The sequence below is a fragment of the Companilactobacillus halodurans genome (assembly GCF_009600985.1).
Taxonomy (GTDB): domain Bacteria; phylum Bacillota; class Bacilli; order Lactobacillales; family Lactobacillaceae; genus Companilactobacillus; species Companilactobacillus halodurans.
Genome location: NZ_VDFP01000163.1, coordinates 1 through 1,301 on the forward strand (window position 1 = coordinate 1; position 1,301 = coordinate 1,301).

Here is a 1,301-nt window from a genome sequence, read left to right on the forward strand (position 1 = left end):
GTTCTATTTTGAGCCTTATTAATTTTATTGATCTTAGCTTGTGCTTCAGCTAAAACTTCTTGATTTTTACTTAACTCAATCTTGTCAGCTGTTGTTTTGTCAGTTGAATTATATGCTTGGATAGCAAGTTGGGCTTGTTGAATCTCAGCGTTAGCACTAGCCAGATCACTACTCATATCACGATAAAAGCTGAATAGAACCTCACCTTTAGTTACTTTTTGACCATTAATAACATGAGTTGAAGTCAAAGTTTCATCCTCAGATTTTGGTTGGTCACTGACCGCCTGCTTATCTGTCTCTTGGACAATACCGTTGAAATAATTAGTATTATCACGTTGAACAGTATAAGTTTTATAATCTGTTTTATTATTATCATTCTTAAAACCGTTTCCTAAAACTAAAAAAAGAATAACGGCAATTAGGACAACATTAATACCCCAAATAGCAATCTTAATTTTCTTCATAAATAATCTCCCTAAATTTGCTTATCTTAAATAGCATAACAGTTTAAAATTAGACAAAAAATGGTCCTCTGTCAATGATGAAAACAAAAAAAATAGAGCATTTCTGCTCTATAAATTAACCGTTACAGGTATCGAATTAAATGATACCAACATCGTTAGCGTTTACAGCATCGATGATTTCTTAATATATTTTCTACCTATTATATTTTTATTCAGTAGCTAACTTTTCATCCTTATTATTATCAGATTTATCATTCTTTGATAATCGTTTCAAACCAATACCAGTGAATCCACTAATAATAGAAAGAACTGGTGAAAGCAAACTGAAGAAACAGAATGGTAAGAATGACAAGGTTGGTACATTCAAGGTATTAGCCACAAATGCTCCAGCAACACCCCATGGAATCAAGTAATTAATTACTGTTCCACCATCTTCAAGAACACGGCTTAGTGCCAAGTTATCTAAACCACGTTTATTAAAAGTTTCCTTAAAGGCTTTACCGGGAAGGATAACTGAAAGGTATTGTTCACCGACAAAGATATTAACCCCAATACCGGAAAGGATTGTTGCGGTTACAACTGAACCTGGTGTCTTTAACTTTTCAGCAAGTGGCTGCATGGCTGTTTGAATTACGTCAAACTTCATTAACAAGCCACCTAATGAAAGAGTTAAGAAAATCAATGACACAGTGCCCATCATCGAACTAATGCCTCCACGAGTTAATAAAGCATCAACATTAGCATTCCCTGTTTTAGAAACGAAACCATTTTCAATGAATCCAGCAATACTTTTAACTGATGTATGCGGATTTTCAACAAAAATCATTCCAACAGTTA

General features: G+C 33.7%; 2 protein-coding genes. Both read right to left on the bottom strand.

What is annotated here, in order from left to right; all coding sequences use genetic code 11:
- Nucleotides 1-464 (bottom strand): HlyD family secretion protein (locus FHL06_RS13290; RefSeq protein ID WP_153387099.1); only part of this gene is annotated, 464 nt, incomplete at its 3' end.
- A 208-nt stretch (nucleotides 465-672) separates the two neighbouring features.
- Nucleotides 673-1,301: Na+/H+ antiporter NhaC family protein (locus FHL06_RS13295; protein ID WP_272950474.1), on the bottom strand; the 629-nt coding region annotated here is incomplete at its 5' end.